The organism is Tepidimonas sp. (assembly GCF_036824975.1).
Classification (GTDB): domain Bacteria; phylum Pseudomonadota; class Gammaproteobacteria; order Burkholderiales; family Burkholderiaceae_C; genus Tepidimonas.
The window spans coordinates 3,492-16,010 of the sequence record NZ_DAISZC010000048.1 but is presented as its reverse complement, the minus strand read 5'-3'; the positions used below and the strand labels follow the sequence as shown (position 1 = coordinate 16,010).

Below are 12,519 nucleotides of genomic sequence, written 5' to 3'. Positions count from 1 at the left end.
TGGCCGCGCGGCTTCGGCACGCTGGCGCAGCGACGCGCGGCCGAGCGCGAAACCCTGGGCCAGCCCGGCACGCCGTGGTTGGCACCGGGTAGCCGCGTCGTCATCGAGGCGCGCTTGCCGGATGGGGACAACCCCTTTGGCGCCATCGATGTCAGCTGGCCCGCTGCGTTGTAGCGGTGCGGGGTGAGGGGTGGCGCGCGCCCGGCGGCGCGTCGGGGCTGCCGCCCGGGGTCGGGCGGGCCGCTTACCCGCCGTGGGCCCCCGCCACTTCGGCAGCGATGACGCACGCGACATCGGCGTCGCGCAGCAGGCGGTCAAACGGTGCCGGTGGCGGCTGGTCGGTGTAGATGCGGGTGACGTCGGACAGGTGTCCCACTTCGACCATCGCCGGGCGGCCAAACTTGCTGTGATCGGCACACAGCCACACCTGACGTGCGTGTTCGATGATGGTGCGCGCCGCGCGCACCTCGCGCACGTCGTAGTCGCGCAACGTGCCGTCGCCCTCGATGCCCGAGATGCCGATCACCGCGATATCGACCCGGAACTGGCGCAGGAAGTCGATGGTGGCTTCGCCGACGATGCCGCGGTCGCGCGCGCGCACCACGCCGCCGGTGACGATGACCTCGCAGTCGGGGTTGTCGGACAGGATGGCGGCCACGTTGAGGTTGTTGGTGATGACGCGCAGGCCGCGGTGGTGTAGCAGTGCGCGCGCCACCGCCTCGGTGGTGGTGCCGATGTTCAGGATCAGCGAACAGCCCGCCGGAATGTCGCGCGCTACCGCGCGGGCGATCAGCTCCTTAGCCCCGGCGTTGAGCGCCTTGCGTTGGGCGTAGGCCAGATTCTCGACGGTGGATACGGGGGTACGCACACCACCGTGAAAGCGCGCCAGCAGCCCCAGCTGTTCGAGCTGGCGTACGTCACGGCGCACCGTCTGCAGCGTCACGCCAAACCGTTGCGCCAACGCTTCGATGCTGAGCGCGCCGGCTTCACGAACGGCGGCCAACAGGTCGCTCTGGCGCGGGTTGAGTGCGCGACGGGCAGAGGTGGCGAGGTGGGCGGGCATGGACATGATTGTGCCGCAGGGCGCGCGTTCGGCTCGAGCATATCTTTCCTTTGCGTCACGCAAAACGAGCGCAAACGAACCGAAACAAATACAATCCGTAAATAAGCGCGGCAGGTACCAGCGGTACGCCGGTGGCTGGGCGGGGTTCACGCTGCCCGGCCGTTACGTCGCCCTGTCGCTGCCGGCTTCTGGTCGTTGCCAAGGTTTTTCCGCATGCCATGGGTGCCTCGTCCTCATCCTTTCCCGCATCGCAGCCGGTCGACGTGCTGATCGTCGGCGGGGGTATCAACGGCTGCGGCATCGCGCGCGACCTGGCGGGCCGTGGGCTGCGCGTGCTGTTGTGCGAACAGCACGACCTGGCTGCACACACCTCGAGCGCCTCCACCAAGCTGATCCACGGCGGCCTGCGCTACCTGGAGTACGGCGAATTCGCTTTGGTGCGCAAGGCGCTGGCCGAGCGCGAGGTGCTGTTGCGCGTGGCCCCGCACTTGGTCAAGCCGTTGCGCTTCATCATGCCGCATCAGCCGACGATGCGCCCGGCGTGGATGATCCGCGCCGGCTTGTGGCTGTACGACCATCTGGCGCGCCGGCGCTGGTTGCCGGCCTCTGGCGCGCTCGATTTGCGCCGCCACCCGGCGGGTGAGCCGCTGACCCCGTCGCACACCCGTGCCTTTCACTACGCCGATGCGTGGGTCGATGACGCGCGGCTGGTGGTGCTCAACGCCATGGACGCCGCCCAGCGCGGCGCACACATCCACACGCGCACCCACTGCACCGCACTGCGGCCGCAAGACGGCGGCTGGCTGGCGACTTTACAGTCACAACAGGGGGCGGCATGGACGGTGCGCGCGCGCGCCGTGGTCAATGCCGCCGGCCCCTGGGCCGAAGCGGTGCTGCGCCAGCAGCTGGGGCAGACCCCGCAGCGCCATCTGCGCCTGGTGCGGGGCAGCCACATCGTCGTGCCGCGCCTGTTTGCGCACGACGACGCGTACCTGCTGCAGGCCAGCGACCGGCGCGTGATCTTTGCCATCCCGTATCTGCAGCGCTTTACCCTCATCGGTACCACCGACGTCGAGCACCACGCGGATCCGGCCGCGGCCCGCATCGACGCCGACGAAATCGCCTACCTGTGCCGCGAGGTGGGGCGTTACTTCCGCCATCCCGTGCGGCCTGACGACGTGGTGTGGCACTACAGCGGCGTGCGCCCGCTGCTGGAAGATGCGAGCGACGACCCCTCGGCGGTGACGCGCGACTACCAGCTGGAGCTGCAGACGGTGCAGGGGGCGCCGCTGCTGACCGTATGGGGCGGCAAGATCACCACATTTCGCACGCTGGCACAGGAGGCCGCGCAACGCCTGCGCGCGGTGCTGCCCCGCACCGGCCCCGACTGGACCGCGCATGCGCCCCTGCCCGGTGGCGATCTGGAAGCCGTGGTAGGGTCCAGTGCCAGCCCGATGCAAGCGGCGCAACGGTTCGAAGCGCACCTGCGCCAGCGCTGGCCGTGGCTGGCCGCGACGCTGGCGGCGCGCTGGACGCGCGCCTACGGCACGCTGGCGCTGCGCTGGCTGGAGTCGGCGCAGCGCCCTGCCGACCTGGGCGAGGAGGTGGCCCCCGGACTGTACGAGGCCGAGCTGCACCACGCCGTCACAGGCGAGTGGGCGCGCACGGCCGACGACGTGCTGTGGCGCCGCACCAAGCTGGGCCTGCTGCTTGACGAGGCCGAGCGCCAGCGCGTGGCGCAGTGGCTGGATCGTCGCGCTGGCGACGTCTGAGCGATTCCCGAGCCCCGGATAAACCCTAGGGGAGGTTGGCCGACACAGCCGTTTGTCACTAAACAGTCACCGCCTGTTCGGACAATGCCGGACACATTCGTTTGTGTTCGGTCACGATACGATGGTCCATCCCCAAGGAGCTGCGATGAAACGAACTCTCACACGGCTGCTGGCTGCGTCCCTGATTGCTGCGGGTGCCGTCAGCGCCCAGGCGCAAACCGAAATCGTCTGGTGGCACTCGATGGGCGGGGCGCTGGGCGAGTGGGTTAACGATCTGGCCAGCGAATTCAACGCCAGCCAGAAAGACTACAAGGTGGTGCCGGTGTTCAAGGGCAGCTACGACGAGTCGATGACGGCGGCCATCGCCGCGTTTCGCGCTGGCAACGCGCCGCACATCCTGCAGGTGTTCGAGGTGGGCACTGCCACCATGATGGCCAGCCGCAACGCCATCGTGCCGGTGGCCGAGGTGATGAAGAAGGCGGGCGTCTCGTTCGACCCCAACGCCTATGTGGACGCTGTCAAGGGCTACTACACCGCGCCCAACGGGCAGATGTTGAGCTTTCCGTTTAACAGCTCCACCGCCGTGCTGCACTACAACAAAGACGCCTTCAAGGCGGCGGGGCTTGATCCGAACAAGCCGCCCAAAACGTGGTCGGACGTGGCGCTGGCTGCTGCCAAGCTCAAAGCCAGTGGGCACAAGTGCCCCTTGACCACCAGCTGGCAGGGCTGGACCCAACTGGAAAACTTCTCCACCTGGCACAACGTGGAGTTTGCCAGCCGCAACAACGGCTTCGGCGGTCTGGATGCGCGGCTGACCATCAATTCGCCGCTGCACGTGCGCCACATCGAAAACCTGGCCAACATGGCCCAGCAGGGTCTGTTCGTCTACAAGGGCCGCGGCAGCGCCGCCGACGCCTCCTACGTCTCGGGCGAGTGCGCGATGCTGACCGGCAGCTCCGCGCTGTATGCCAATGTCAAGCGCAACGCCAAGTTCGACTTTGGTATCACCACACTGCCGTACTACGCCGACGTACCCGGCGCGCCGCAAAACACCGTCATTGGCGGTGCCAGCCTGTGGGTGATGGCAGGTAAAAAGGACGCCGAGTACAAGGGGGTGGCGCAGTTCTTCGCCTATCTGTCCAAGCCCGATGTGGCCGCGCGCAGCCACCAGCGCACCGGCTATTTGCCGGTGACCAAGGCCGCCTACGAGCTGACGGAAAAATCGGGCTTCTACAAGCAGAATCCGGGTACCGATGTGTCAGTGGAGCAAATGATCCGCAAGACCACCGACAAATCGCGCGGCATCCGGCTGGGCAACTTTGTGCAGATCCGCACCATTGTGGATGAGGAGCTGGAGCAGGTGTGGGCGGGCCGCAAAAGCGCCAAGCAAGGACTCGATGACGCCGTGCGGCGTGGCAACGAGCAGCTGGAGCGCTTCCAGCGGACCGCCCAGGGGCGCCTGTAACGCGCTAAAGTCGGGATCGCTGATGTGACAGAGCGCAAGCCTGGACGTCGCATAACACGCATGGCCGTGGAGCGAGTGTGGTGAACCGGCTGCTTGTAGCCGGTTCACCGGCCGACGCCGTGCGGGCGACCATGGCCGGGCTTGGGCCTGACGATCGTGTGCTGTGTGGTCAGAGCGCCCGGGCCGGGCAGCGCGAGTGTGCCTGACCGGCGCGTTCCTCCACGGCACGCTTGCGTGCGCCAACGCCAGTTGGCGCGCCCAGCTGTGGCGGGCGCTTGAGCGTCTGACCGGCTAGGCGTGGCGCGCAGCGAAAGAGCCTGGTCATGGAAAAACGCGTTCGCTTTGCCTCGCGCTGGCTGCCCTGGGTGCTGGTCGCGCCGCAGCTGGTCATCGTCGGCATATTCTTTTTTTGGCCCGCGGCGCAAGCGCTGTTGCACAGCGTCATGGAGCAGGATGTCTTCGGTGGCGACTTGCACTTCATTGGTGCCGATAACTTCCGCCGCTTGTTCAACGACGAGACCTACCTGCAGTCGTTTCGCGTCACCGCCGTGTTTTCGCTGCTGGTAGCGGGCATCGGGCTGGCGGTGTCGCTGCTGCTGGCGGTGATGGCTGATCGCGTGGTGCGCGGTGCGCGCGCCTATCGCACTTTGCTGATTTGGCCCTACGCGGTGGCCCCGGCGGTGGCCGGTGTGCTGTGGATGTTTATGTTCGCCTCGCCGATGGGGGTGGTGGCGTGGGCGCTGCAGCAGGCAGGCATCGATTGGAATCACCGGCTCGACAGCGGGCATGCCCTGTCACTGGTGGTGTTGGCTGCCGTTTGGAAGCAGATTTCGTATAACTTTCTGTTCTTTTTGGCGGGGTTGCAGGCCATCCCGCGCTCCCTAATCGAGGCCGCCACCATTGACGGCGCCAGACCCTGGCGCCGTTTCTGGACCATTGTCTTTCCGCTGTTGTCGCCCACGACGTTTTTCCTGCTGGTCATCAACGTCGTGTATGCCTTTTTCGACACCTTCGCCATCATCGACGCCACCACCCAGGGCGGGCCCGGCAAGGATACGGCGATCCTGGTGTACAAGGTGTACTACGATGGCTTCAAGGCGCTGGACATGGGCGGTTCGGCCGCCCAGTCGGTGATTCTGATGGCCATCGTGATTGCGCTGACGGTGGTGCAGTTTCGCTACATCGAGCGCAAGGTCCAGTACTGAACGCAAGGGGGAGGTGGCATCATGGTGGAACGACGGCCGTGGCTGGATGCGCTGGCGCACGCCATCCTGATCCTGGGCGTGCTGGCGGTGGCCTTTCCCGTCTACCTGACCTTCGTGGCCTCCACGCAAAGCGCACAGGAGATTGCCAGCAGCGCGCCGCTGTCGCTGCTGCCGGGCCGGCATCTGGCCGAAAACTACCGGCTGGCGCTGCTGGGTGGCGAGACCAGTGCCGGCAGCCGCTTCGCGCCGGGCCTGCCGATGCTGGGGGTGAGCCTGGTGATGGCGCTGACGATTGCCATTGGCAAGATCGTGATTTCGCTGTTGTCGGCGTTTGCCATCGTGTACTTCCGCTTTCCGCTGCGGCAGCTGGTGTTCTGGGCCATTTTCGTGACGCTGATGCTGCCGGTGGAGGTGCGCATCGGCCCCACGTACGAGGTCATCGCCGACCTGGGTCTGCTTAACACCTACGTCGGGCTGACGGTGCCGTTGATCGCCTCCGCCACGGCCACCTTTCTGTTCCGGCAATTCTTCCTGACCGTGCCCGACGAACTGGTGGAGGCCGCGCGTGTGGACGGCGCCGGGCCACTGCGCTTTTTCTGGGACGTGCTGCTGCCGATGTCGCGCACCAGCATCGCGGCGCTATTCGTCATTCAGTTCATCTACGGCTGGAATCAATACCTGTGGCCGCTGCTGGTCACCACCGACGAGTCGATGTACCCGATCGTGTTGGGCATCAAGCGCCTGATTGCGGGGGAAACCTACACCGAGTGGAACATCGTCATGGCCACCGCCATGCTGGCGATGCTGCCGCCTGTCGTCGTCGTGTTGGCGATGCAACGCTGGTTCGTCAAGGGGCTGGTGGACAGCGAAAAATAAATAACCCGCATCATGGCTTCTTTGCATTTTGACAACGTCATCAAACGCTATGAGCACGGTCGGCAGTCCGTCACCGCCATCCATGGCTTGAGCGTTGCCATCGACGATGGCGAATTCGTGGTCATCGTCGGTCCGTCCGGCTGCGGCAAAAGTACGCTGCTGCGTATGGTGGCGGGCCTGGAGCCCATCAGCGAGGGCACCATTCGCATTGGCGAGCGCGTCGTCAACGCGCTCGAGCCGGCCGAGCGCGACATCGCGATGGTGTTTCAAAACTACGCCCTGTACCCGCACATGACGGTGTACGACAACATGGCCTATGGGCTGAAGCTGCGCGGGTTGCCCAAAGCCGAGATCCAGCGCCGCGTGCAGCAGGCCGCCGCCATCCTGGAGCTGGGCGCACTGCTGCAGCGCAAGCCGCGGCAGCTGTCGGGGGGGCAGCGCCAGCGCGTGGCCATGGGGCGCGCCATCGTGCGCCAGCCGCAGGTGTTTCTGTTCGACGAGCCGCTGTCCAACCTGGACGCCAAGCTGCGCGTGCAAACGCGCCTGGAAATCCAGAAGCTGCACCGCGAGCTGGGCATCACCAGCCTGTTCGTCACCCACGACCAGGTAGAGGCAATGACGCTGGCGCAGCGCGTGATGGTGATGAATGTCGGGCGCATGGAGCAATTTGGCACCCCTGAACAGGTGTACCACCGGCCCGCCACCACGTTCGTGGCCACCTTCATCGGCTCGCCGGCCATGAATCTGCTGCGCGACGTACCCGGTGCGCGGGCGGGCGCGCTGCTGGGCGTGCGTCCCGAGCACCTGCGCGTGGTGCCCGCAGGCGACGGCTGGCCCGTGACGGTGGAGGCGGTGGAACTGCTGGGGGCCGAGCGCCTCATCCACGGGCGCACGCACGGGCAGCCCATCACCGTGCGGGTGGCCGAGTCGGACGACTGCCACCCCGCCGTGGGAGCGACGCTGCACGTGCGTCCGCTGCCCGACCGGCTGCACCATTTCGATCCCGACAGCGGGCGTCGCATTGGTGACTGATGAGTATGGCTGGCCGAGCACGGAGGGTCAGCGTCAAGGTAAAGACAAGGCGGCACCGATGACGATGCTGGAAACGGTACCCACTTGGATCGCCCACCGCGGAGCGGGGAAATTGGCGCCGGAAAATACCCTGGCGGCCTTCGAGCTGGGCTGGCGGCTGGGCTGGCGCGCCTTCGAGTGCGACGTGAAGCTGTCGGCCGACGGCGTGCCGTTTCTGCTGCACGACGCCACGTTGGAGCGCACCACCAACGGTCGCGGGCGTGCCGGTGACCGCACCTGGGCCGAGCTGCAGACGCTGGACGCAGGCAGCTGGTACAGCCCGGCGTTTGCCGGTGAGCCGCTGCTGAGCCTGGAGCGGCTGGTGCAGTGGGCGCTGCCGCGCGGGGCGTGGCTGAATCTGGAGATCAAGCCCACGCCGGGCACCGAAGCGCAAACCGGCCGCGCGGTGGCGCAGGCGGCCGACGCCTTGTGGCGCGCGCACGGTGCGGGGCGCGTAGGCGGGCCGACCTGGCCGCTGCTGACTTCCTTTCGCCCCGAAGCCTTACAGGCCGCGCAGCAGGCGAGCCCGCACCTGCCGCGCGGGCTGCTGCTCGACCGCCTGTGGCCGGGCTGCTGGGCGGAGGCGCAGGCGCTGGACTGTGTGGCGGTGGTGCTGGACCACCGTCTGTGGACGCAGACCCTGGTGGCCGAAAACCGCGCCCGTGGTTGGCGGCTGCTGACCTACACCGTCAACGATGCTGAGCGCGCCGCCACGCTGCTGGCCTGGGGGCTGGAGGGTATCATCACCGACCGCGTCGATGCGCTGGGGCCGGCTGCGCTGACATAGCTCACCGCAGCGGCGGTGGCCGACCAGCCAACCCGCTCGCGTCCATGTGCCCGGCCGACGCGCGCCAGCGTCAGGCGCGGGTGGCCACTCCGTGCGGGGCGGCCATCACGAAGGGGGTGACGGCAAGCATGCCACCCGAGGTGAGCGCAGGTGCCCTTACAGCGATGGGGTGGCGCTGGGGTGTTCGCGCTCATAGCGCGTCTGGCACCCGATGCAGCGCAGCGTGGTCGGTGCGGCATGTAGCCGCGCCGTCGGAATGTCGGCGCCACAGTCCACGCACACGCCAAAGGTGCCCGCTGCGATGCGTGCCAGTGCTTCGTCGATGGCCCGCAGCTCGGCGGTTTCGCGTTCGCTCAGTGCCTGCTCCAGATCGCGCTCGCTGTAAGCTTGGTTCAGATCGCCGCTTTGCAGCGCGTGTGGGTCTTCAGCCGCCTCGGCGCGGCTGATGCGGCCGCCACGCTGCGCCCGAATCTGGGCCAGCAGGTCACTGCGCATCTGCTGCAGCTGCAGGGCAAAGGTGTCGGAGATGGTGTCGCTCATGGCAGATCAGCGCTTGTGTCTGTACAAGCCATTGTGACGGCGAACAGCCCGGTACACCAAGGGTTGCTCTCGCCTACAGGGCCGAGGTTTGACCTCGATCAAGTGTCAGCCCGTGCCGCTGCGCTCGCCGGGGGCGGGATGATGGAGGGCTTGTGTCCCCGGCGGGGTGGCGTTGCCCCGCGTGCGCGGCAGGATGCGTAGCCTGAAACCGCTTGCCTCGTGGTGGCAGTTGGTGGCGGCTCATGTCCCGCGACGCGGTCCGGCACGCCGTCCTGCGGCCAGCAGCCTCCGCTTGTGGCATCCTCACAGGTGGGCGCGCGCGTGCGCCCAGAAAGGATGTGCGCCATGACCTCGTTCGACGCCAACGCCTGGCACGCTGCCATGGCCCCCTACGCCCGCTACCTGCCGGGCCTAGCCTTCCTCCTGCAAGGGCTGGGCGCGGGGGGCCAGCCCGTTGCGCCCGCTGCGCAATGGGTGGCACCGGTGTTCGATGTCGAGGAGCTGGAGCGCCGCGTCCGCGACCTCAAGGCGGTGCATTTTTGGCTGGAGCAAAACGCGCGTGCCTTGCAGGCCACGATTCAGGCGCTGGAGGTGCAAAAGCTCACGCTGGCGACGCTGCAGGGCATGAACGTCAGCCTGGGCCAGGTGGCGCAAAGTGTGGCCGACGCGGTGGCTGGGACCGCCCCCCGGGCTCGGCCCGCAGCGGCAGCCGGCGCTGACGCGGCCGCCGGTGCCGGACCGGCGTCTGCAGCCACCGCGGACGCCGCGGCATCCCAGTCCGTGGCCGGCGGACCCGACATCGACCCCGTGCGCGTCTGGCGGGCCCTCACCGAGCAGTTCCAGACCATTGCCGCCCAGGCGCTGCGCGACATGACGCTGCAGGCGGCCCAGGCCGCGGCGGCGGGGCTGGTGGGCACGGGGTCGATGCCTGCCCGCGCAGCAACGCCAACGCCCCCTGCGGCGCAACCGGGCGCAGCGGCTGCTGCATCCGCCGCGCGGCGCGCCGGTGGCGCTGCCGTGCATCCACCTGCGCGGGAGGGTGATACCCCCGCGCCCGCCTCGTTGGCAGAGGGCCCGCGCCCGAAGCGGTCTCGCTCTGCCACCACCGTCGCCGCGGCGTCGCCCACGGCTGCCGCGTCGCGCCCGTCCCGCTCCCGCAAGCCTGCGCCATGAAGCGTTTTGCGTGCGCACACGCCACCCATCCCCAATGGCCGATGGCGGCGGCTCTGGTACTGGCGCAGTTACGCGCCCAGGGTGCCGCCTCGGCAACGGACGCACACCCCAGCGCCGCCGATACCGTGGCTGCCGCGCCTCTGGGGCTGGTTTACCTCACCGACCACTATGCCGACGATGTCCAGGCCATCCTGGAGCACCTAAGTGCCGAGCTGCCGCAGGTGACCGACTGGGTGGGAGCGGTGGGCGTGGGCATTTGTGCCAGCGGGGTCGAGTACTGGGATGAACCGGCCATAGCCGTGCTGTTGTGCGACGTGGCCCCGCACCGCTACCGCGTCTTCAGTGGCGTGGTGCCGTTGGGAGCCACACAAACGGTCGATGGCTTTGAGCCGCAGGCGGCGCTGGTACACGCCGACGCCGCCATGCCCGACCTGGATGAGCTGGTGCGCGAGCTGGCCGAGCGCACCCTGGGGCACTACCTCTTCGGTGGCCTGGTGGTCAGCCGTGCCGGCTCGATCCAGCTGGCGCGCTCCAGCCGCAGCGCCGTCGCCGGGCAGGGGCGCGCGGCGGCCGATGGCGTGTTTCAGGGCGGCATCAGCGGGGTGGCGTTCGGGCCGGATGTCGGCATCGTCTCGCGGGTGACCCAGGGGGTGCGCGCGCTGGGCCCCACGCGGCGCGTGACGGCCGCCGAGGGCGCGTTGGTGCAGGCGCTGGATGGCGAGCCAGCGCTGGACGTGCTGCTGCGCGACCTAGCACTGCCCGCGCACGATCTGCCTGCCATCGTCGCGCGGCTGCGGCAGACCCTGGTGGGCATGCAGACCGAAGCCGCCCCCGCGGTTTCAACACGGCTGGGCCGGGTGCCGCTGCGCCTGGGCGACGACGTGCTGGTGCGCCACATCGTGGGACTGGATCCGGCGCAGCGCGCCTTTCTGGTGGCTGACGCCGTGCAGCCCGGCATCCGTCTGACGTGGTGCGAGCGGCACGAGCACGCCGCGCGCGCCGACCTGGTGCGTATCTGTGCCGAAATCCGCGAAGCGTTGGGAGCAGGGGACGACGCCCTGAGCGCCCCGGTGGATGTGACGCAGCGCATCGCAGGCGCGGTGTACGTCAGCTGCAACGGCCGAGGTGGCGCGCACTTCGGCGGCCCCAGCGCCGAGTTGCAAATCATCCGCCAGGCGCTGGGCGATGTGCCGCTGGTGGGCTTTTTTGCGGGCGGCGAGATCGCTCACCACCGCCTCTACGGCTACACCGGCGTGCTGACGGTGTTCGTGGCCGACGAGGCATAACCGCAGCCGGGGGCGCACACACGGCAACAACCCAGCCGTGCGGACGGGGGCGGCAATGGGCCGCGCCGATCGCGGGTGTTGCCGTGCCGCACTCATACCCCTTGAGCGCGCTCGGCGGCAAACCGCTGCCGAAATGCCCCAAAGGTCCCTGCCTCCAGCGCGGCGCGCACCTCCCGCATCAGGTTTAGGTAATAGTGCAGGTTGTGCAAGGTGGCCAGCATCGGTCCCAGCATCTCGCCGCAACGGTCCAAGTGGTGCAGATAGGCGCGTGAAAAGCCCTCGCGTCCGCCGTCGTTCCAGCTCACGCCACTGCTGCCCGCGCAGGCGTAGCAGGTGCAGCTGGGGTCGATCGGCAGCGGGTCGGCCTTGTAGCGCGCGTTGCGGATCTTCAGGTCGCCGCTGCGCGTGAAGTAGGTGCCGTTGCGTGCGTTGCGCGTTGGCATGACGCAGTCGAACATGTCCACGCCACAGGCCACGCCCTCCACCAAATCCTCTGGCGTGCCCACGCCCATCAGATAGCGTGGTTTGTGCGCGGGCAGTCGGTGCGGGGTGTGCGCCAGGATGCGGCGCATGTCCTCCTTGGGCTCGCCAACGCTGACGCCGCCGATGGCGTAGCCAGAAAAATCCATGGCCACCAGCGCCTCTAACGACTCCTGCCGCAGGTGCTCGAACATGCCGCCCTGCACGATGCCAAACAGCGCATTGCGGTTGCCCAGGCGCTCGAACTCGGCCTGGCAGCGCCGCGCCCAGCGCAGGCTTAACTCCATGCTGGCGCGCGCTTCGGCCTCGGTGGTGACGTGGCCGCTGGCTTTGTCGCCCTGCCAGTAGGGCGTGCACTCGTCCAGCTGCATCACGATATCGCTGTCGAGCACGGTCTGGATTTGCATGCTCACCTCGGGCGACAAAAACAGCTTGTCACCGTTGACGGGCGAGGCAAAGTGCACGCCCTCTTCGGTGATTTTGCGCATCGCGCCCAGACTCCAGACCTGAAAACCGCCGGAGTCGGTCAGGATCGGCTTGTGCCACTGCTCGAAGCGGTGTAGGCCGCCGAAGGCGCGGATCACGTCCAAGCCCGGGCGTAGCCATAGGTGAAAGGTGTTGCCCAGGATGATTTGCGCGCCCATCTCGTGCAGGCTGCGCGGTGTCACCCCCTTGACCGTACCGTAGGTGCCCACCGGCATGAAGACGGGCGTCTCGACCACCCCGTGATTGAGTGTCAGCCGGCCGCGCCGGGCGTGCGAGGCCGGGTCGGTGGCCAGAATCTGGAATTGCAGCATTGGC

The 12,519-nt window shown here is 67.9% G+C and carries 11 protein-coding genes; 8 read left to right on the top strand and 3 right to left on the bottom strand.

Going from position 1 to position 12,519, the window contains the following annotated elements; all coding sequences use genetic code 11:
• Window positions 1–244 precede the first annotated feature (244 nt).
• A complete protein-coding gene (locus V7Z54_RS06865) occupies window positions 245–1,063 on the bottom strand; it encodes a DeoR/GlpR family DNA-binding transcription regulator (protein ID WP_334135370.1) in 819 nt (272 codons plus the stop codon).
• A 218-nt stretch (window positions 1,064–1,281) separates the two neighbouring features.
• Here V7Z54_RS06865 and glpD point away from each other — a divergent pair, with 218 nt between their 5' ends.
• From glpD to ugpQ, 6 genes are all read left to right on the top strand, one after another.
• Window positions 1,282–2,835 (top strand): glycerol-3-phosphate dehydrogenase, encoded by a 1,554-nt coding sequence (glpD, locus tag V7Z54_RS06860; RefSeq protein ID WP_334135368.1) that lies wholly within the window; start codon window positions 1,282–1,284, stop codon window positions 2,833–2,835.
• A gap of 145 nt (window positions 2,836–2,980) precedes the next feature.
• A complete protein-coding gene (gene ugpB / locus V7Z54_RS06855; RefSeq protein WP_334135366.1) occupies window positions 2,981–4,300 on the top strand; it encodes a sn-glycerol-3-phosphate ABC transporter substrate-binding protein UgpB in 1,320 nt (439 codons plus the stop codon).
• Between the two features lie 323 nt (window positions 4,301–4,623).
• Window positions 4,624–5,505, top strand: a complete 882-nt coding sequence (gene ugpA / locus V7Z54_RS06850; protein ID WP_334135364.1) for a sn-glycerol-3-phosphate ABC transporter permease UgpA — start codon at window positions 4,624–4,626, stop codon at window positions 5,503–5,505.
• 21 nt (window positions 5,506–5,526) lie between these two features.
• The gene (ugpE, locus tag V7Z54_RS06845) at window positions 5,527–6,381 is read left to right on the top strand and encodes a sn-glycerol-3-phosphate ABC transporter permease UgpE (protein ID WP_334135362.1); all 855 of its coding nucleotides are present in this window, start codon (window positions 5,527–5,529) and stop codon (window positions 6,379–6,381) included.
• A 12-nt stretch (window positions 6,382–6,393) separates the two neighbouring features.
• Window positions 6,394–7,413: a sn-glycerol-3-phosphate ABC transporter ATP-binding protein UgpC gene (gene ugpC / locus V7Z54_RS06840; RefSeq protein ID WP_334135360.1), complete on the top strand. Its 1,020-nt coding sequence runs from the start codon at window positions 6,394–6,396 to the stop codon at window positions 7,411–7,413.
• Between the two features lie 58 nt (window positions 7,414–7,471).
• The gene (gene ugpQ, locus V7Z54_RS06835) at window positions 7,472–8,239 is read left to right on the top strand and encodes a glycerophosphodiester phosphodiesterase (protein ID WP_334135358.1); all 768 of its coding nucleotides are present in this window, start codon (window positions 7,472–7,474) and stop codon (window positions 8,237–8,239) included.
• A gap of 156 nt (window positions 8,240–8,395) precedes the next feature.
• Here the strand turns inward: ugpQ and V7Z54_RS06830 are convergent, their stop codons facing one another.
• Entirely contained in the window at window positions 8,396–8,779 is a 384-nt protein-coding gene (locus V7Z54_RS06830) for a TraR/DksA family transcriptional regulator (protein ID WP_334135356.1), read from the bottom strand.
• A 345-nt stretch (window positions 8,780–9,124) separates the two neighbouring features.
• Here V7Z54_RS06830 and V7Z54_RS06825 point away from each other — a divergent pair, with 345 nt between their 5' ends.
• Both V7Z54_RS06825 and V7Z54_RS06820 read left to right on the top strand, forming a co-directional pair.
• Window positions 9,125–9,952, top strand: coding sequence for a PhaM family polyhydroxyalkanoate granule multifunctional regulatory protein (locus tag V7Z54_RS06825; RefSeq protein ID WP_334135354.1), 828 nt, complete (start codon window positions 9,125–9,127; stop codon window positions 9,950–9,952).
• Window positions 9,949–11,238, top strand: coding sequence for an FIST signal transduction protein (locus V7Z54_RS06820; RefSeq protein ID WP_334135353.1), 1,290 nt, complete (start codon window positions 9,949–9,951; stop codon window positions 11,236–11,238). The genes V7Z54_RS06825 and V7Z54_RS06820 overlap by 4 nt, the downstream gene beginning before the upstream one ends.
• Window positions 11,239–11,330: 92 nt before the next feature.
• Here V7Z54_RS06820 and tgt read toward each other — a convergent pair whose 3' ends face one another.
• A complete protein-coding gene (gene tgt, locus V7Z54_RS06815; RefSeq protein ID WP_334135372.1) occupies window positions 11,331–12,515 on the bottom strand; it encodes a tRNA guanosine(34) transglycosylase Tgt in 1,185 nt (394 codons plus the stop codon).
• Between the last annotated feature and the right edge of the window lie 4 nt (window positions 12,516–12,519).

Excerpts from the sequence above, each read along its gene's own strand:
- V7Z54_RS06865 (WP_334135370.1), bottom strand. The coding sequence starts at position 1,063 with ATGCCCGCCCACCTCGCCACCTCTGCCCGTCGCGCACTCAACCCGCGC.
- glpD (WP_334135368.1), top strand. The coding sequence starts at position 1,282 with ATGGGTGCCTCGTCCTCATCCTTTCCCGCATCGCAGCCGGTCGACGTG.
- ugpB (WP_334135366.1), top strand. The coding sequence starts at position 2,981 with ATGAAACGAACTCTCACACGGCTGCTGGCTGCGTCCCTGATTGCTGCG.
- ugpA (WP_334135364.1), top strand. The coding sequence starts at position 4,624 with ATGGAAAAACGCGTTCGCTTTGCCTCGCGCTGGCTGCCCTGGGTGCTG.
- ugpE (WP_334135362.1), top strand. The coding sequence starts at position 5,527 with ATGGTGGAACGACGGCCGTGGCTGGATGCGCTGGCGCACGCCATCCTG.
- ugpC (WP_334135360.1), top strand. The coding sequence starts at position 6,394 with ATGGCTTCTTTGCATTTTGACAACGTCATCAAACGCTATGAGCACGGT.
- ugpQ (WP_334135358.1), top strand. The coding sequence starts at position 7,472 with ATGACGATGCTGGAAACGGTACCCACTTGGATCGCCCACCGCGGAGCG.
- V7Z54_RS06830 (WP_334135356.1), bottom strand. The coding sequence starts at position 8,779 with ATGAGCGACACCATCTCCGACACCTTTGCCCTGCAGCTGCAGCAGATG.
- V7Z54_RS06825 (WP_334135354.1), top strand. The coding sequence starts at position 9,125 with ATGACCTCGTTCGACGCCAACGCCTGGCACGCTGCCATGGCCCCCTAC.
- V7Z54_RS06820 (WP_334135353.1), top strand. The coding sequence starts at position 9,949 with ATGAAGCGTTTTGCGTGCGCACACGCCACCCATCCCCAATGGCCGATG.
- tgt (WP_334135372.1), bottom strand. The coding sequence starts at position 12,515 with ATGCTGCAATTCCAGATTCTGGCCACCGACCCGGCCTCGCACGCCCGG.